The following is a 16,651-nucleotide window of genomic DNA, read 5'->3' on the forward strand; positions in this document are numbered from 1 at the left end:
TGGTCTTGCGGTGGGAAAGGATTACGCGGCCGCTGGCGGCGCGTACGGGGTGAACGAGATCACTTCATCGCCCACCCAGTCGTTGATCTTCAACATGCGCGCCTGCAGCGGTTCCAGCTCGTTGGCGGCCCAGACGGCAGCGGCCTCGCGGATGGATCCGAAGCCGCCGGCATTCTGCGGCACGATGCCCATAAGTTGTGGCGGAATCCGTAGCGCGGCCAGCATGTCATCGCGGGTGATGCCCTTGATGCCGCTGAACTCATCCTTGGCCGCCACCTCGCTGACCGGGATCAGCTTCAGGCCGTCCTTGTTGCCGCCTGGCGAGTACAGGAACAGGTTGCGGAAGTTGCCCGGCCCCTTTGCGCCCTTCATGGCGTTGCGCAGTGCGTCGACGTCTTCCTGGCTCTGCTGCGGGTCGGTCAGGTACAGGATGAAGCCGGCGTGCGAGCCGTTGTTGTAGTACTTGCGGCGGAACAGCGTGGCCGACTCATTGAGCAGCGCCGACTGCATCGCCGGCATCCACTCGGGCAGACCGTAGAGCTCCTGATCGACATCGGCTTCGCGCAACTGGAACACGCTGCCCGGCTCGAACACGTGTTCGTCGTGCCAGGTGCGCACTTGAAAGTACTCGCCCTCGGTGATGCCGCGCCGCATGTACTTGGACAGTGGTGCAGCCAGCGACAGCGCACCGCCCATGCGGTTGCGGCGGCGCTCGAGGTAGCCATTGCCCAGCGTGATCCAGTCCAGCGACAGCTGCTCGAAGGCCTCGCGCGTCAGCAGCCGGTGCGGCTTGAAGGTGCGCGCCAGCATGTTGCGCTTGAAGATCAGACCGGACTGCAGGAATGGATTACTGCGCGTGGTCTTGGACAGGCCGTCCAGGGCCACCGGCGGCTCGTACCAGCGCCCGTTCTGCCAGCACTCCAGATAGTCCAGCACGCCGCGCCCATCGAGCACCGGCGTCGGGTCGCCGAAGGTAAAGGCCTCGGCACGTGTGGGCACGGCAGGCGCTGCAGGCGCGGTGGCGGGCAGCTGGTCGGTCAACATCAAGAGATCTCCATGAAGCCGGAGTTGCGCGCGGTGCGCCCCTCCAGCGGTTCGTTCTGCAGCGCGTGGAACAGTGCCCACGCCAGGTCCGCGTGGCCGGTCTCTTCCGAGCGGCCGGCGGTGAAGGTGGATTGCCGGCCGCTGGCCGTCATCGTCTTGCGGATGGCCATCAACGACTGCGCCACGTCGGTCCAGCCGGCGTCGAACTCCAACCGCCCGTTGTGGATCACGTCGAACGCCTTGAGTACCAGGCGCGTCTTGACCTCGGGTGAGTAGCTGAAGGTGACCAGATTCGGGAAGAACTGCTTCACCAGCTGCGCCACGCCGCTGCCCATGCCGGTGGTGTCGATGCCGATATAGGTCACCCAGTACCGGCGCGTGATGCGCTCGATCTCGGCGGCCTGCTTGGCAAAGTCCATGCCCCTGAACTGGATCCGCTCCAGCAAGCGGAACTTGCCGCCGGGCAGCTGCGGTGGCGCCACCACGACCAGGCCGGCAGTGTCGCCGGTCTCGGCCGGGTCGTAGCCGATCCATACCGCGCGATCGCCGTAAGGGCGCGCGGCGAACGGTTTGTAATCCTGGCCCCACTCGACCCAGCTGTCGACCATGCACGGCTGCAGCATTGCCAGCGGGAAGATGCTGGCGCCGTCGTCAACGAACTCGCACATCAACAGGTTGGCAAAGGCGTCCGGGCTGTATTCCTCGCGCAGCTCATCGATGTCGAACAGGTCACAGCCACGGCGCTGGGCGTCGAGGATGTTGACGATCTGCCGCCAGGCGCGGTCCTGGCAGCGGCGCCCACCGGCCAGCGCATCGTGCGAGACATCGATCTGGATCCGCTGTGCGGCCGGCTTGCCTTTGTTACGGCGCTCGCCGGTCCAGAAGGTGTAGGCCTCGTGCGCCATGCTGGACGGCGTGCTGAAGTAGGTCTTGCGCCACTTCTGGTGCATGGCCATGCCGCTGGCAACCTTCTCCAACTCGTTGAACCCGTAGGTCCAGAAGAATTCGTCGAAGTAGAAATTGCCGTGGTAGCCCTGCGCGGTGCGTGCATTGGTGCCCAGGAAGAACAGCTCGGCGCCGTTCGGAAACACGATGCTATCGCCGCCGGAGAGCGTCTCGTCGATCGTCTCGCGCACGAACTGCTGCATGTAGCCACGGAACAGATGCGCCTGCGCCTTGGAGGCGCTGAGGAAGATCTGATTGCGCCCGGTGGTGAGCGCATCGATCAGCGCCTCGCGGGCGAAGTAGTACGTGGCACCGATCTGACGCGACTTGAGGATGATGCGGGTACGTTGGTTGCCGGCGCGGTACCAGTCGCGCTGATAGTCGAAGCAGCCGTCGACGAACGCCGTCGTCAGCTGTTCGATCTGCTCTTCAGTGAAGTCGTTGCGCTTGGGCTTCTTCTTTGGCGCAGCATTGCGATTGGCGACAGCCGGATTCAGATCGGCTTCGTTGCCGCCGCCCTGGTAGCGCTGGATGCGCGCCTGACGCTCAAGCTGCCGGTGCAGCAGATCAATTTCCTTGAAGTCGCCGCCGGACTTTTCCGGCTTCATGATCAGCACGACAAGCCGCGCCTCGAGCGCGCCACCGATGCGCTCAACGTTGTCTGCGCGATCCCACTCGTCACGCGACTTCCAGCTGTGTACAGTCTTCTCGTTCTCGCCGATGGCCTGCGCAATTTCGGTCACGCGCCATCCCATCCAGTACAGGAACTTGGCCTGTCTGCGGGTGTCCATCGGGAGCTGGGTGGCAACGCTTTGCATGCCGACCAGGGTGCGGCCCACCTCTTAATCCCGACAGTTCAACGACGCGTAATCGCCGGGTTTACACGGTGATTGCGTTGCTGCGTTGTGCCTCGCGTTTGACCATGGGTCATCGCAAACGCATCCAGCGCAGAGGACACCCATGTCGGCCAAGGCCAAGAAGTTTCGTTCCAACTGGTTCCGCGTGGCCGTCGAAGGCGCCACCACCGATGGCCGCACGATTCAGCGCAGCTGGATCGACGACATGGCCGTCACCTACAACCGCGAGACCTACAACGCCCGCATCTGGATCGAGCACATGCGCAGCCTGCTGCCGGACTCGCCGTTCCGTGCGTATGGCGATGTCACCGCCGTCAAGGCCGAAGAGGTGGAGATCGACGGCACCAAGCGTCTGGCGCTGTTTGCACAGATCGAGCCGACCGCCGACCTGATCACCATCAACAAGTCCAAGCAGAAGCTCTACACCAGCATCGAGGTGCAGGAGAAGTTCGCCAACACCGGCAAGGCGTATCTGGTCGGCTTGGCCGTGACTGATTCGCCGGCCAGCCTGGGCACCTCCATGCTCAGCTTCGCCAGCCAGAACCCGGACGCCAACCCACTGGCCGATCGCAAGCAGTCACCGGGCAATCTGTTCACCGTCGCCGAGGAAACCGCGCTGGAATTCAGCGAAGTCAGCGAAGGCCCGGTCGCCAATCTGCTCAGCCGGATCCGCACCGCGCTCAAGAGCGAAGACGCCACCAGCATCACCGCCGAACAGTTCGCCGACCTCGGCCAGGGCGTCGAAGAGATCGCCGAGCACGTGCGCGGCCAGGACGAACGCTTTAACCGCCTGCAGGCCGAACACGCCGAGCAGAAGACCAAGCACGAGCAGCTGGCGAACGACCTGGCGCAGCTGCGCGAGTCGCTGTCGCAGCAGCCCGACCCCGCGCAGCCCGCACGGCCGGTGGTCACCGGCAGCGGCGCGGCCGTGCTGACCGACTGCTGATCCCACACCACACACACGCCGCAGCGCCACACCTTCGGAGCCACCATGCAAAACGCCACCCGCCTTCAGTTCAACCAGTTCGCCGAGCAGATCGCCAAGCTCAACGGCATCACCTCCGCTTTCCATTCCTTCGCAGTCGATCCGACCGTGCAGCAGAAGCTGGAAACGCGCATGCAGGAGTCGAGCGAATTCCTGTCCAAGATCAACATCATCCCGGTGGACGAACTGTCCGGCCAGAAGGTGGGCATCGGTGTCACCGGCAGCATCGCCAGCCGCACCGATACCGGTGCCGGCAAGACCCGCACCCCGCGCAACATGGCCGCGCTCGACAAGAACGAGTACGTCGCCAAGAAGACCGACTTCGATACCGCGATTCCGTATGCGTTGCTCGATACCTGGGCCAAGTTCCCCGACTTCCAGGCGCGTCTGCGCGACGCCATCGTCAAGCGTCAGGCGCTGGACCGTCTGCAGATCGGCTTCAACGGCACGCACGCTGCTGCCGACACCGACCGCGCCGCGTTCCCGCTGCTGGAAGACGTCAACATCGGCTGGCTGCAGCAGTACCGCACCAACGCCGCCCAGCGCGTGCTGGCAAGCGGCAAGACGGCAGGCAAGGTCGTGATCGGCGGTGCCGGCGCCGACTACGGCAACCTCGACGCGCTGGTGTATGACGTGGTGAGCAACCTGCTCGACCCGTGGCACCGCAAGGATCCGAGCCTGGTGGTGGTGCTGGGCCGCGACCTGATGCACGACAAGTATTTCCCGATGGTCAATAAGGACCAGCCGGCCAGCGAGAAGATTGCCACCGACCTGATCTTGAGCCAGCGCCGCGTCGGCGGCCTGCAGGTGGCCGAGGTGCCGTACCTGCCGGACGGCGCGTTGATGGTCACCTCGCTGGCCAACCTGTCGATCTACTACCAGACCGGCGGCCGTCGCCGTCACATCAAGGAAGCGCCGGAGCGCGATCGCATCGAGAACTACGAGTCCTCCAACGACGCCTACGTGGTCGAGGACTACGGTCTGGGCTGCGTGGTCGAGCACATCGAGATCGAGGCCTAAGCCATGGCCGACAGTCCCGCCAAGCGTCACCACAGCCGCGTGCTCGCCGAGCTGGAGGCAGCCCAGCGTGCACCGCACCACCTGATGGCCGGCGCCACCGCCTACGAGCAGCACATGGCGCAGCTGCAGAGCGACCGCCTGCGGCTGAAGCAGATCCAGTCCACCCAGGGCAAGGCGGCACTCAAGGTGCAGCTGCTGCCGACCTACGTGCCATATCTGGCCGGCGTGCTGGCCGGCGGCCAGGGCGCGCAGGACGAGGTCGTCATGACGTGCATGGTGTGGCGCATTGACGCCGGCGACTATGCCGGCGCGCTGGAGCTGGGCGCCTATGTGCTCAAGCACGGCCTGCAGATGCCCGACCGCTTCTCCCGCACCGTGGGCTGCGTACTGGCCGAGGAAGTGGCCGAGGCGGCGTTGTCGGCACAGAAGACCGGCCAGCCGTTCGATGCGGCCGTCCTGGCCGACACCGCCACGCTGACCGCCGAGCAGGACATGCCCGACGAGGTGCGCGCCAAGCTGCACCTGGCGCTGGCCCGCGCATCGCTGGCTGGCATCACCGACGAGACGCCCGCCGACCAGGCGCAGCCGATCGCCGCTGCCGCTGTGGCCGACCTGCAGCGCGCCATCGCACTGCACGGCAGCTGCGGCGGCAAGAAGGATCTGGAGCGCGCCGAGCGGCTCCTGAAGAAGTTCAGCGCTGAGCCTGCGGGCACCAGCGCATAACCGAGCGTCCCCGCAACCCTCGCCGGCTCGGGGCTGATCCACAGCACTGCACCGCTGCGGTGACGCCCCGACCACCGGCGATCTCTTCCGAGCCATCCATGAGCGGATTCACTGCCACCGGCACCACCAGCGCCACGCCCGATGCGATCGCCAATGCGCCGTTCTGGCCAGCGATCGCACCGGCGAGTGTGCGGGCAAGCATGCGCCTGGATGGCACCGTCACTGATGCACGCCTGCGCCACGCGATCATCGCCGCCATGTTGGCGGTCAACGATGAGCTGCAGACCTGGGCGCAGACGCAGCAGTCCGCCGGCTGGGCCGCGTTGGCCGATGTACCCAGCACCACCGTCGACGGCGTCTCGCGCCGCGTGCAGCTGTACCTGCGCGCCGTCGCGTGTGCCACGGCGGTCGAGGTGGCAGAGCGTTATCGCAGCTTCGACGCGACCGACAGCGCCAACCAGCGCGCCGATGACCTGTCACCGAGCATCACCGAGCTACGCCGCGACCAGCGCTGGGCCGTGCGCGACCTGCAGAACCTGCCGCGCAGCACGGTGGAGCTCATCTGATGCGCGTGCACGCCATGCAAGGCGACACCGTCGACCTGCTGTGCTGGCGCCACCTGGGCAGCACGGCCGGCCTGGTCGAGCGCGCCTACCTCCTCAATCCCGGCCTGGCCGAACTGGGCGCCGTGCTGCCGCATGGCACGCCAGTGGAGTTGCCCGAGGTAACCACCACCACAGCGGCGATGACGCCGCTTGTGCAGCTATGGGACTGATCTGATGACCGAACCCACCTCCGTATCGAGCGGCTTTTTGATCGCCACCGGTGTGGGCCTTGCCTCCGTGCTGCCTGGCATCGACGGCGATGCACTGATCGGCGCCTTCGCCGGCGGCGCGCTGTTCGTGGTGTCCGCCGCCAAGCAACCACTGCTGGCGCGGCTGATCTATTTCCCGGTGAGCGTGATCGCCGGCTACCAGCTGGCGCCGGAAATCCTGCGCTGGTTGCCGATCAAGTCCAGTGGCGTGGCCGCCTTCGCCAGCGCGGCCTGCGCGATCACCGTCACGCTGGGCCTGATCGAAAAGAGCAAGTCCTTCGACTTTTCCTTCCTACGTCGTGGAGGTCCGCCCAGTGCATAGCCTGGTCACCGTCCTGACGTTGATGGCCTCGCTCGCCATCTGCGTCCGCCTGCTTACCTACCACCGCCCGGTCGATGCGCGCCATCGACGCGGCGCGGGCTGGTGCGCGTGGTTGCTGATCGCCAGCACCGGCGGCCAGGCACTGCACATCCTGCTGGCCGGCGCCGGCTCGCAAGTCAGTCTTTGGCACCTGGGCACGTTGATCGTGCTGGCGGTGCTCACCTACCGCGCCCAGGGCAATGTGGCGCGCATCCTGAAGGTCGATTGATGTTCACCGATACCCAGCTCGCCTCGATCATGCAGTGCTCGGCGCAACGCGCTCAGCGCTGGCATGGCCCGCTGCTCGCCGCTGCCAATCGCTTCGGCATCACCACCAAGCGCCGTGCCGCGCACTGGCTCGGCCAGGTCGGCCACGAAAGCCTGAGCCTGTCGCGCATGGAAGAAGGGCTGACCTACACCACCAGCGCACGGCTGTTGGAAGTATTCGGCGCACGCATCACGCCAGCACAAGCACCCAAGTTTCTGCGCAATCCGGTCGGCCTGGCCAACTTCGTCTACGCCAACCGCCTGGGCAACGGCAACGAAGCCAGCGGAGATGGCTATCGCCACCGGGGCCGTGGTCCGATGCAACACACCTTCCGGGGCAACTACCGCCGTATCGGCGTGCTGATCGAGCTGCCGGTGGAAGAGCAGCCGGATCTGCTGCTGCAGATTGAGCCGAGCGCACTGGGTGCGGCGGCGTACTGGCACGACAACGGCCTCAACGTGCTGGCCGATGCCGGCGATGTGCTCGGCCTGGGCCGCAAGATCAACCTGGGCAACGTGCGCGCCAAGCGCCTGCCCGAAGGCCACGGCGATCGCGTTACGCGCACGCAGCGCGCCCTGCAGATACTGGGCGTGAGCTGATGGTCACGCGCCTGATCCTCCTGCTGGCGCTGATTGTAGTGCTCGTCGGTGGCTGCGTGTGGCAGGAGCAGCGCGTCAGCACCGCACAACGCGAACGCAAGCAAGCTCTAGACGCAAAAGTTTCCGCTATCGCCGAGCGCGACAGCGCAAAGAGTTCCACAAAGGTCGTTGTCGAGTACGTCGACCGCGTGCAAATCGTGCGCGAAGCCGGCGCCACCATCACCCGCGAGATCCCGATCTATGTCACCCAAAAAGCAGACGCTGCTTGCGCTATCCCTGCTGGCTTTGTGCGGCTGCACGACGCCGCCGCCTCGGGCCAGCCTGCCGGGCCGTCCACCGGAGATCCTGATGCGCCGGCCGCCGGCATTACGCTCTCTGGCATTGCCGGCACCGTCGCCGACAACTACACCAGCTGCCACGCCACCGCCGCGCAGCTAAGCGCGCTGCAGGACTGGATCGACCTGCACACGCTGGAGCCTGCGCCATGATCAAGCCCGCCAGCCTGCGCGCGCATCTGGTCGCGGCCTTGCCAGACCTGGCACGTGATGCCGATCGGCTGCTGGTGTTTATCGACGCCGGCAGCCTGGTCAGCACGTTCCAGCTGGGGCTATCGTTCGAGTACCAGTACACGCTCAACCTGATCTTGACCGACTACGCCGGCCACCCCGACAGCGTGATGCTGCCGCTGCTGGAATGGGTGCAGGTCAACCAGTCCGAGCTGCTGTCCAATCCGGCGCGCCGTGGCGACATCGCCTTCGAGGCGGACATCCTCACCAACGATGCCGTGGATTTGTCGATCAAGTTGCCACTGACCGAACGCGTGGTGGTGACCGCGAAGGACGGCGGCGGCTACGACATCACCCATGCGCCCGAGCCGGTGATCGATCCCACATGGATGAGTTGACCGCGCTGGAGAACTGGGCCGGGCCGTTGCTGGCTCGCCTGCAGCCCGGTGAACGCCGCACGCTGGCCCGGAAGATCGGCACGGAGCTGAGGCGCTCGCAGAGCCAACGCATCGGCAAGCAGCAAGCGCCAGATGGCACGCCGTACGCACCACGCAAGCAGCAGCTGCGGCAGAAGGCCGGACGCGTCAAACGCGCGAAGATGTTTGCCAAGCTGCGCCAGGCTAAACACTTCAAGGTCAGCGCCAACCCCAACTCTGTGAGCATTGGATTCGTGGGGCGCGTATCGCGCATCGCCCGTGTGCATCAGGAAGGGCGTGTCGATCAAGTCCGTCGCCATGGCCCGACGGTGCGGTTCGCAGCAAGACCACTCCTCGGATGGAACGCCCAAGACCGGCTAAGAATGCAGCAGCTACTCGCCGACCACCTGGCGTAGCAAATTCACGTATATTTAACGTTCCCACACGCAACCTTAACATTCGGTTGCGACTGGCAGATGACATCACGGAAGAGCCACCAAGCACAGCTGGCTCCCTTCGAGAGAAATAATGCCGTGTCCGCCACTACGCAACCCACAGTCCTCATTGTCGAAGATGATGCAAATCTCCGCATTGTTTGTGAGATGACACTCGCCGTGGGCGGGTATGATTTCCAAAGCGTCGAGGGCCCTGTGCAGGCATTGGAGGTTCTTAAGTCTGGTCGATCATTCGATCTAATCCTCTCAGACCTGAAGATACCGGGCCAGATTGATGGTCAATCCTTCATTCGCGAGTTGCGTGAGACGGGCGTCAGGACTCCCGCTATCCTCACCTCGGGCTACTCGTTCGACGACTCGCAACTGCCAGAAGCTACCTTCTTCTTGGCGAAACCCTATACGTTCAGGACTCTGCTTGATCTGGTGAAGGATTGCCTCACCAAATATGAATCAAATTCTGATTGAGGGTTGTTCGCTGCCGTGTGGACTCATCGTCGTTGGCTTTTGTGCTCCATACAAGGTCGGCGGGTGTAACGAATATCGCGATCGATCCTGCTCCAAGCAATCGTGCAAAGTCGTCATGATATTGAGCGACCCTACAGAGTGTCGGCGCCTTGCCGATAGTGGGAAAACAGGGAAAGTTCCGTATGCCCGGCGCACTTAAAAACCAACTCCCGTTCACGTCAACTAGCGAGACAGTCGACGAGATCCTCACCTGTCTGTCCCAACTCACGCCACTTAGAACCTGGATATTTGCAGAGGTTAAGAATGACTACTGGATCATCCGGGCATGCACCGATTCCAACTTTGGATTTAAGGTCGATCAATTCTTGAACTGGTCCGAGTCAGTGTGTCGGCGGGTCATTTCCAGGGGTGGCCCACAATGTGCGCCGGACTTGAGCAAGATAGATCATCTGGCAGGTGCGCCAATCGCTATCGAGCTTGGTATTTCCAGCTATCTCGGCGTGCCGATCAAGATTCCCGGCAAAATGGAAGGGATGCTGTGCGGCATAGATGCCCACGTAGTTGATGGGGAATTGTCCCACTTGCTCCCTGTAGCAGAGACGTTTGGACGTGTCCTTGCAAGCAGTTGGGCGCAGCACCTCTCCGAGACTCAACCAGCCGCGCAAGATGTTCGAGAGGTGCAAACGGTTGATTTCCTGACAGGACTCTATGACCTCGCAGCCTTTCAAGGCCTCTTACAAAACGCAACCGAGCTGCAGCGTGGTGAGCAAGGTGGGGTCCTACTTTTCGATCTAGATGTCAGTAGTGCGGGCAAGGATGCAGGAAAGCGGAAGGAAATAGAGATCGCCGCAGGGCTGCTGAAAGCGGCAACTCGGCCGCAGGATGGCCTGGCGCATCTCTCGCAAGGTGAGTTCGCTATTTATCTGCCAGGCATCAGTGAGGCTGGCATGCTGTCAGTTGCTCGACGTATTCGTTCATCTCTTGCCGCGCGTGGGCTCAAATCAAAGTGGGGAGCGAGCTGGTTCAAAAACATGGATCAACTCGACAACATAGACAAGGTACTCAAACACGCCAGCGCACATACCAGCGGCACGAGCATGTCGACGCAGACATCAGTTCAAGATTGAGCTGCTTGACGTCGTCAATGCACTCCCATGCGAGATCGAGACATGTAGCAACCATAGATACGTCGGGGGCAGGTGGGCTTAGAGGCAAGGATAAGAGAGCCTTGGGATAGGCTCTCTCGTCCCCCGAACATGGCTTCTTTTACCGCCGTCGATCTTTCTAAACTTCGAGCTCCAGACCTAATCGAAGCGCTCGACTTCGAGACGATCTTCGCCGAGGCACTTGCCCAGTTTCGTCGACTCATGCCGGAATTCTCGGCACTGACTGAATCGGATCCGGTCTACAAGCTCCTGCAGCTGTTCGCAGCCCGCGAGTTGCTGATTCGCCAGCGCGCAAACGACAAGGCCCAGCAGACGATGCTGGCCTTCGCGACCGGCACCAACCTCGATCACTTGGGCGCATTGTTCGGCGTCGCACGCCTGGTGCTTGATCCGGGCCAACCTGAGAGCGGCACCCCACCGACCTTTGAGTCGGACATGGACTTCCGCCGCCGGATCCAACTGGCGCCGGAGGGCTTCAGCGTTGCCGGCCCCGAGGGCGCCTACATCTACCACGCGCTCAGCGCGGCCGCCGACGTCATGGACGCCAGTGCAACCAGCCCCGCACCCGGGCAAGTGCTGGTCACCATCCAGTCGCGCACCGGCGATGGTACGGCTCCACAGGCGTTGTTAGACCAGGTCGCTGCGATTCTCACCAACGATGACGTGCGCCCGCTGACCGACAGTGTCACGGTCCAGAGCGCCCAGATCGTCCCGTATGCCATCCGTGGGCGCGTCTACACCTATGCCGGCCCTGACTCGGCAGTGGTCATGCGTGAGTCGCTGCGCAGCCTGAGGGCGTATCTGGATGAGGCACACCGCATCGGCCGTGATGTCCCGGAGTCAGCCATCAAGGCCAAGCTGTTCGCCGATGGTGTGCAGCGCATAGAACTGGACTCGCCTGCAGCGGACATCCGGATCAGCCGCACGCAGGCCGCCTACTGCACCGCGATCGACATCGTGCATGCCGGCATCGATGAGTAACTCCCCGCTGCCGCCCAATGCAACGCCCATGGAGCGCGCCCTGGCCGCCGTGGCCGAGCGCCTGGAAGCCATCCCGCTGCCGTACCCGGACCTGTGGAATCCGGACACCTGCCCCATCGGCCACCTGCCATGGTTGGCGTGGACGCTATCGGTCGATGACTGGAAGGCCGACTGGAGTGATGCGGTCAAGCGCTCGCGCCTGCGCAGCGCCATGGCGATCCAGCGCCGCAAGGGCACCGCCAACAGCGTGCGCATGGTGGTGGCCTCGTTCGGGGGTGCAGTGACCATCCGCGAGTGGTGGCAGCAGCGGCCACACGGCCAGCCGCACACCTTCGAGCTGACGCTCACGCTCAACGGCTCCGATGGGCGAGCTGCGAGCGCTCGGTTTGTCGATGAGGTCATTGCCGAGGTCGAGCGTACCAAACCGGTCCGCTCGCACTTCGGGTTCGTGCAGGGCCTGCAAGCCACCGGCAATGTCTCGCTGGTTACAGGTATTCGCATCATCAACTATCGCCGTCTGTCGATGACGGCGCAAGGATAAGCCATGGCGTTACAACTGATCCTCACCACAGCCGGTCGCTCGGCGTTGATCAACGCCGAGAAGAACGGCACCAATGCCGTCAAGGTGACCAGCATCGGTTTCACTGCGGCTGCATTCGCTGCAACGGAGGACCTGAATACAGTCCCAGGTCAGCACCTAGCGCTTTCCAGCATCTCGGGCGGCACCACATCGTCCACCACCATCCATGTCAGTGTCAGCGACACGAGCCGTGCCACCTATGAGGTACGCGGCTTTGGACTGTATCTGGACAACGGCACGCTGCTGGGCAGCTACTCCCAGCCCGAGCTGATCATGGAAAAGGCCGCGGCCTCGGACCTGCTGATGTCGGCCGATATCCTGTTTTCTGGCGTTACGGTGTCTTCGGTAACGTTCGGCAATGCCAACTTCACCAATCCGGCCGCGACCACCGAGAAGGAAGGCATCGCTGAGCTTGCCACCCGTGCAGAGGCCATTGCAGGCACAGACGCGCAACGTGCCGTCACACCGGACGCATTGAAAGCCGCGATCGACAGCCGCAGCGGTCGTGCGCGATTCGAGGCATCTGGCAACTTTGTTGTGCCGGCAGGCGTGACCGCGATCTACGTCAACGCTTGCGCCGGAGGCGGTGGTGGTGGCGGTGGTGGAACCCGTGCAGAGAAGTCAAACGGATCCGGGACATACACAGCAACTGGCGGCGGTGGTGGTGGAGCTGGACAGTCGATTCAGCGCGTGCGCTTTGCGGTCACACCTGGGGGGAGCCATCCGATCGTCATCGGTGCTGGTGGATCAGCTGGCGCAGGCTCACGCACGGACGGTACAGCTGGGGCCGCCGGTGGTACCGGCGGTGCAACCGTCATCGGGAATCTCGTCACCTTGGCCGGTGGCCAGGGTGGTGGTGGCGGACTCGTCGGTGCCAACCAGGTTGGCGGTGCGACCGGTGGAGATGGCTACCCAGCTGGCGGTGACTCCGCAACGATCGCAACGACTGCTCCCTATGGCTCTGCTGGCACAGGAGGGTCGTGCGCGTTTGGTGGCGGTGGTCCTGGCGGCCGCAGTGCGGGCGATACCACGTCGGCTAGCCGCAGGGGCTTTGGGTTCGGTGCCGGTGGCGGAGGCGGCGGTGGTGTGTCCGCCGGTGCTTCTGCCAGCACGTTCGGAAAGGATGGGGCCACCGGGTGCCCCGGCTTCGTTTTCATTGAGTGGTGCTGAGATGACGATTGGACGTTACGCGATGATCCAAACCGGGACCGACGTGGTGGTCAACATCATCGTTTCCGATAGCGCCTTCACCGTTGAAGGTTTCGAGCTCCGCCCACTCCAAGACAAGACCGTGTGCGAACCCGGCATGTACTTCAATCGCGGTGATGGGCTGTACTACTTCGACGCGCAGTTCACCCAGCGCGAAGTCATCGCACCTGAGCCGCCTACGAATTTGTAGCACCGTCGCGCTGCGTAGATCACGCGGCTACAGCACAACTGCGATGTCATCCTGCGCGCGCGCGTCGACCATGACTGCATGGGCAACGCATCCTCCGCACTGAGTAACGCCATTCGCCTCGGCACCGTTGCCGAGGTGAATCTTGCCACCGCGCGATGCCGCGTGCAGGTCGGCGAGATGCTGACCGACTATCTACCCTGGGTGGTCACCCTGGCCGGCACCACCATCATCTGGTCGGCGCCGGCGATCGGCGAACAAGTCGTGGTGCTGTCGCCGGCCGGCGACATGGCCGATGGCCTGGTGCTACGCGGCCTGTACTCCGACCAATTCGCAGCGCCTGCCGCGTCCGACACCCTCCACGTGCTGCGCTTTGCCGATGGCGCGCAGATCCAATACGACACCGAGGCGCATGCGCTGCAGGCCACGCTGCCCAGCGGCGGTACCGCGTCCATTACCGCCGATGGCGGCATCACGCTCAATGGCCCGCTGACCGTCAACGGCGAGACCATGCTCAACGGTGATGCGACCATCGCCGGTACCGCGAAGGCGACCACTGACGTCATCGGCGGCGGGATCAGCCTCAAGAACCACAAGACCACCGGCGTGACGGCCGGCAGCGCGCTCAGCGGTGGCCCGCAGTGATCGGCGTGGATGCCACCACCGGCCGTGTAACCGAGGGCGAGCAGCACCTGGCCCAGTCGATCGCCTGCATCCTCACCACACCCATCGGCACGCGCGAGCAGCGCCGCGACTTCGGCTCGCTGCTGCCTGAGCTGATCGACCAGCCGTTCAACGGCGCCACCCGCACGCTGCTCTACGGCGCCACCGCCACCGCCTTGATGCGCTGGGAGCCGCGCCTGCGCCTGACCCAGATCGACCTGGTCATCGGCGATGCGCCTGGCTGCTTCTTGCTGACCGTCGAAGGCGAGCGCACCGACGTTGCTCCCGCCAATGCGCGCTCGCGCATGACCATCCCGCTCCGCTTCCGCTCGTCCTGATCGAGGAACCTATGTCTACTTCTTACCACCACGGCGTCCGCGTCATCGAAGTCAGCGCTGGTACGCGCGTGATCCGCACCGTCTCTACCGCCATTGTCGGCCTGGTCGCTACCGCGTCCGATGCGGACGAGAAGGTCTTTCCGCTCAACAAGGCCGTGCTGGTCACCAACGTGCTGGGTGCCATCGCCAGTGCCGGCACCAAGGGCACCTTGCGCGACACCCTGCAGGGCATCGCCGATCAGACCAATCCGGTGACCGTGGTCGTGCGTGTGGCCGAAGGCGAAGATGCGGACAAGACCTCCTCCAACGTCATCGGCGAGGCCAAGTCCAGCGGCTACACCGGCCTGTATGCGCTGCTCGCCGCGCAAGCACAGCTTGGCGTGCGCCCGCGCATACTGGGAGCGCCGGGTCTGGACACGCTGCCGGTGGCGAAGGCACTGGCGACCATCGCCAAGAAGCTGCGTGCCATGGCCTACGTGCGGCCGGTCGCCGAGACCGTGGCCGAGGCCATTACCTACCGTGGGCAGTTCGGCGATCGCGAGTTGATGCTGATCTGGCCGGACTTCATGGCCTTCGATACCGCCACCAGCACCACGACGGCAGCATATGCCACCGCACGTGCGCTCGGCCTGCGCGCGAAGATCGACACCGAACAGGGCTGGCACAAGAGCCTGTCCAATGTGCCCGTGGCCGGCGTCACCGGCATTTCCAAGGACGTGCACTGGGATCTGCAGGATCCGGCTACCGATGCGGGTGTGCTTAACGAGGGCGACATCACCACGTTGGTGACCTTCAACGGGCAACGCTTCTGGGGGTCGCGCACATGCGCGGAGGACAACATGTTCGCCTTCGAGACAGCCACGCGTACCGCGCAGGTCCTGGCCGACACCATCGCCGAGGGCGTGGCTTTCTACGTCGACAAGCCGATGCATCCCTCGCTGGTCAAAGACATCGTCGAAGACATCAACGCCAAGTTCCGCGACTTGAAAGCGTCCGGCTACCTGATCGATGCCAGCGCCTGGTTCGACGGCACCGTCAACAGCGCCACCACGCTCGCCGATGGCGCGCTGCGCATCGACTACGACTACACGCCAGTGCCGCCGCTGGAGAACCTGCAGCTGTACCAGAAGATCACCACCAGCTACCTGGCCGACTTTGCCGAACGCGTCAACGCGTAACGCACCCGCCTTTGATTCCCGGAGAAACGCATGGCTTTGCCCAAGAAACTCAAAGCGCTCAACCTGTTCAATAACGGTGAGAGCTATCTCGGCCAGGTAGTCGAAGTGAAGCTGCCCACGCTGTCCCGCAAGATGGAGGAATATCGTGGCGGCGGTATGAATGGCCCGGTCGACATTGACTTCGGCCAGGAGAAGATCGAGCTCGAATGGAAGTGCGGCGGCATGATGCGCAGCGTACTGAATCAGTACGGCGCCACCACGCACAATGCCGTGCAGCTGCGCTTTGCCGGCGCCTACCAGCGCGACGACAGCGGCGCGGTGGATGCCGTCGAATTTGTGGTGCGCGGCCGTCACAAAGAGATTGATCCCGGCACCGGTAAGTCCGGCGACGACACCGAGTTCTCCGTCAAGACCTCCGCCAGCTATTACAAGCTGATGATCAATGGCTCCACCGTAATCGAAATCGATCTGATGAACATGATCGAGATCGTCAACGGCGTGGACCTGCTCGCCCCGCACCGCCGCGCTATCGGCGCCTGACCCTTCCGGCCTGGCGCCGCCAGGCCTCCGCCCTGAGACCTTCCGATGACCCCGACTTTTTCCCCAGCCATTCCCCTCGATCAGCCCATTACGCGCGGCGAGCAGACTATCGCCGACCTCAAGGTGCGCAAGCCGGGCGCCGGTGAGCTGCGCGGTCTCAAGCTCGCCGAGTTGCTGCAGATGGATGTCACTGCGCTGGCAACACTGCTGCCGCGCATCTCCTCGCCCACGCTGACCACCGCCGATGTCAACGCAATGGATCCGGCCGACCTGCTGGCTGTCGGCCAGGAAATCGCGCTTTTTTTCTTGCCGAAGGCACAGAGGGAAGCGGTTTCCCCAACTGCGTAGAGG

Annotated in this window: 24 protein-coding genes; 22 read left to right on the forward strand and 2 right to left on the reverse strand. The window is 63.9% G+C overall.

Features of this window, described 5'->3' with window-relative positions:
* Positions 1-21 precede the first annotated feature (21 nt).
* On the reverse strand, positions 22-1,044 hold the full coding sequence (locus tag KHN93_RS13095) for a phage portal protein (protein WP_211920337.1): 1,023 nt from the start codon (positions 1,042-1,044) through the stop codon (positions 22-24).
* A complete protein-coding gene (locus KHN93_RS13100; protein ID WP_212579646.1) occupies positions 1,044-2,807 on the reverse strand; it encodes a terminase ATPase subunit family protein in 1,764 nt (587 codons plus the stop codon). Before KHN93_RS13100 ends, KHN93_RS13095 begins: the two co-directional genes overlap by 1 nt.
* A gap of 142 nt (positions 2,808-2,949) precedes the next feature.
* Between KHN93_RS13100 and KHN93_RS13105 the strand changes: the two genes are divergently transcribed.
* From KHN93_RS13105 to KHN93_RS13210, 22 genes are all read left to right on the forward strand, one after another.
* Positions 2,950-3,792 (forward strand): GPO family capsid scaffolding protein, encoded by an 843-nt coding sequence (locus tag KHN93_RS13105; protein WP_211920339.1) that lies wholly within the window; start codon positions 2,950-2,952, stop codon positions 3,790-3,792.
* A 45-nt stretch (positions 3,793-3,837) separates the two neighbouring features.
* On the forward strand, positions 3,838-4,851 hold the full coding sequence (locus tag KHN93_RS13110) for a phage major capsid protein, P2 family (RefSeq protein ID WP_211920340.1): 1,014 nt from the start codon (positions 3,838-3,840) through the stop codon (positions 4,849-4,851).
* Between the two features lie 3 nt (positions 4,852-4,854).
* Entirely contained in the window at positions 4,855-5,574 is a 720-nt protein-coding gene (gene gpM, locus KHN93_RS13115) for a phage terminase small subunit (RefSeq protein ID WP_211920341.1), read from the forward strand.
* Between the two features lie 98 nt (positions 5,575-5,672).
* Complete coding sequence (locus KHN93_RS13120) at positions 5,673-6,140, forward strand: head completion/stabilization protein (RefSeq protein ID WP_211920342.1); 468 nt, start codon at positions 5,673-5,675, stop codon at positions 6,138-6,140.
* A complete protein-coding gene (locus tag KHN93_RS13125; RefSeq protein WP_211920343.1) occupies positions 6,140-6,349 on the forward strand; it encodes a tail protein X in 210 nt (69 codons plus the stop codon). Before KHN93_RS13120 ends, KHN93_RS13125 begins: the two co-directional genes overlap by 1 nt.
* Positions 6,350-6,353: 4 nt before the next feature.
* On the forward strand, positions 6,354-6,710 hold the full coding sequence (locus KHN93_RS13130) for a phage holin family protein (RefSeq protein WP_005929454.1): 357 nt from the start codon (positions 6,354-6,356) through the stop codon (positions 6,708-6,710).
* Positions 6,703-6,978, forward strand: coding sequence for a phage holin family protein (locus KHN93_RS13135; protein ID WP_005922189.1), 276 nt, complete (start codon positions 6,703-6,705; stop codon positions 6,976-6,978). The genes KHN93_RS13130 and KHN93_RS13135 overlap by 8 nt, the downstream gene beginning before the upstream one ends.
* Positions 6,978-7,616 carry a glycoside hydrolase family 19 protein gene (locus tag KHN93_RS13140; protein WP_211920344.1) on the forward strand — a complete coding sequence of 213 codons (639 nt, stop codon included), beginning with the start codon at positions 6,978-6,980 and terminating at the stop codon, positions 7,614-7,616. The genes KHN93_RS13135 and KHN93_RS13140 overlap by 1 nt, the downstream gene beginning before the upstream one ends.
* Entirely contained in the window at positions 7,616-8,104 is a 489-nt protein-coding gene (locus KHN93_RS13145; RefSeq protein WP_211920345.1) for a hypothetical protein, read from the forward strand. The genes KHN93_RS13140 and KHN93_RS13145 overlap by 1 nt, the downstream gene beginning before the upstream one ends.
* Complete coding sequence (locus tag KHN93_RS13150) at positions 8,101-8,520, forward strand: phage tail protein (RefSeq protein ID WP_211920346.1); 420 nt, start codon at positions 8,101-8,103, stop codon at positions 8,518-8,520. Before KHN93_RS13145 ends, KHN93_RS13150 begins: the two co-directional genes overlap by 4 nt.
* The gene (locus tag KHN93_RS13155; protein ID WP_211920347.1) at positions 8,508-8,954 is read left to right on the forward strand and encodes a phage virion morphogenesis protein; all 447 of its coding nucleotides are present in this window, start codon (positions 8,508-8,510) and stop codon (positions 8,952-8,954) included. The genes KHN93_RS13150 and KHN93_RS13155 overlap by 13 nt, the downstream gene beginning before the upstream one ends.
* Before the next feature lie 117 nt (positions 8,955-9,071).
* The gene (locus KHN93_RS13160; RefSeq protein WP_211920348.1) at positions 9,072-9,458 is read left to right on the forward strand and encodes a response regulator; all 387 of its coding nucleotides are present in this window, start codon (positions 9,072-9,074) and stop codon (positions 9,456-9,458) included.
* A gap of 431 nt (positions 9,459-9,889) precedes the next feature.
* Positions 9,890-10,585, forward strand: a complete 696-nt coding sequence (locus tag KHN93_RS13165; protein ID WP_244812121.1) for a diguanylate cyclase domain-containing protein — start codon at positions 9,890-9,892, stop codon at positions 10,583-10,585.
* Between the two features lie 129 nt (positions 10,586-10,714).
* The gene (locus tag KHN93_RS13170) at positions 10,715-11,605 is read left to right on the forward strand and encodes a baseplate assembly protein (protein ID WP_211920350.1); all 891 of its coding nucleotides are present in this window, start codon (positions 10,715-10,717) and stop codon (positions 11,603-11,605) included.
* Entirely contained in the window at positions 11,598-12,146 is a 549-nt protein-coding gene (locus KHN93_RS13175; RefSeq protein WP_211920351.1) for a phage tail protein I, read from the forward strand. Before KHN93_RS13170 ends, KHN93_RS13175 begins: the two co-directional genes overlap by 8 nt.
* Positions 12,147-12,149: 3 nt before the next feature.
* On the forward strand, positions 12,150-13,355 hold the full coding sequence (locus tag KHN93_RS13180) for a glycine-rich domain-containing protein (protein ID WP_211920352.1): 1,206 nt from the start codon (positions 12,150-12,152) through the stop codon (positions 13,353-13,355).
* Position 13,356: 1 nt separating this feature from the next.
* Positions 13,357-13,584: a hypothetical protein gene (locus KHN93_RS13185; RefSeq protein WP_211920353.1), complete on the forward strand. Its 228-nt coding sequence runs from the start codon at positions 13,357-13,359 to the stop codon at positions 13,582-13,584.
* A gap of 78 nt (positions 13,585-13,662) precedes the next feature.
* Positions 13,663-14,226 carry a phage baseplate assembly protein V gene (locus KHN93_RS13190; protein ID WP_211920355.1) on the forward strand — a complete coding sequence of 188 codons (564 nt, stop codon included), beginning with the start codon at positions 13,663-13,665 and terminating at the stop codon, positions 14,224-14,226.
* Complete coding sequence (locus tag KHN93_RS13195) at positions 14,223-14,582, forward strand: GPW/gp25 family protein (RefSeq protein WP_211920357.1); 360 nt, start codon at positions 14,223-14,225, stop codon at positions 14,580-14,582. The genes KHN93_RS13190 and KHN93_RS13195 overlap by 4 nt, the downstream gene beginning before the upstream one ends.
* 11 nt (positions 14,583-14,593) lie before the next feature.
* A complete protein-coding gene (locus KHN93_RS13200; protein ID WP_211920359.1) occupies positions 14,594-15,760 on the forward strand; it encodes a phage tail sheath protein in 1,167 nt (388 codons plus the stop codon).
* A 30-nt stretch (positions 15,761-15,790) separates the two neighbouring features.
* Positions 15,791-16,300, forward strand: a complete 510-nt coding sequence (locus KHN93_RS13205; RefSeq protein WP_006450505.1) for a phage major tail tube protein — start codon at positions 15,791-15,793, stop codon at positions 16,298-16,300.
* Between the two features lie 45 nt (positions 16,301-16,345).
* Positions 16,346-16,648: a phage tail assembly protein gene (locus KHN93_RS13210; RefSeq protein ID WP_211920362.1), complete on the forward strand. Its 303-nt coding sequence runs from the start codon at positions 16,346-16,348 to the stop codon at positions 16,646-16,648.
* Positions 16,649-16,651 lie beyond the last annotated feature (3 nt).

It is taken from the genome of Xanthomonas arboricola pv. juglandis, assembly GCF_905367715.1.
Lineage (GTDB): Bacteria > Pseudomonadota > Gammaproteobacteria > Xanthomonadales > Xanthomonadaceae > Xanthomonas > Xanthomonas arboricola.